The sequence below is a fragment of the Methylobacterium sp. CCH7-A2 genome (genome assembly GCF_001557075.1).
GTDB classification, from domain to species: Bacteria; Pseudomonadota; Alphaproteobacteria; order Rhizobiales; family Beijerinckiaceae; genus Allobosea; species Allobosea massiliensis.
This window is the reverse complement of record NZ_LSKN01000284.1, coordinates 1-491: the sequence shown is the minus strand read 5'-3', so window position 1 is coordinate 491 and position 491 is coordinate 1. Positions and strand designations below refer to the sequence as shown.

The window sequence follows — 491 nt, the reverse complement described above, 5'->3', positions numbered from 1 at the left end:
CGCCAGGGCTCAGACATCTTCGCCCCCGACCCGACGTCGGAGGGGCGTGTCGGTGCGTTCGGCCGGTCGTCGCTCATCTTTGCCTCCTTCGATCACGGTGAGACCGCCCATTGCGGGCGGCAGGTCGGGCGGGCCGGACCGCAGCAGGTCCGGGCAGTACGCCCCGCAGCGATGCCCATACTTCCTGGGCTTGTGCAGTCCGCTGTAGGGATTCCAGGGACAGCGTCTCATGAAGATCGGCAGCAGCTCCTGGATCATGGTGTTGGGCCCGAAGCGCGCGGCGAGGATCGCGAGCCTGGCGTCGCGCGAGCGTTCGCAATGATGACAGCGGAAGCGCACGATGACCCAGGGATAGTCCATCAGCATCGTCGCTTTGGTGGGGCGCGGTGGATCCTTCACGACGCATCGCTGCGCACCACGGCGAGGCGCCCGTAGACGTAGCCATGCGAGACCGTGGCGTTGTGATCGCGCGCCAGGAGGTCGAGATCGAC

At 67.0% G+C, this 491-nt stretch carries 1 protein-coding gene; it reads right to left on the bottom strand.

The features are described from left to right. Positions 1-9: 9 nt before the first annotated feature. On the bottom strand, positions 10-366 hold the full coding sequence (locus tag AX750_RS21135; protein ID WP_197432853.1) for a hypothetical protein: 357 nt from the start codon (positions 364-366) through the stop codon (positions 10-12). Positions 367-491: the final 125 nt, after the last annotated feature.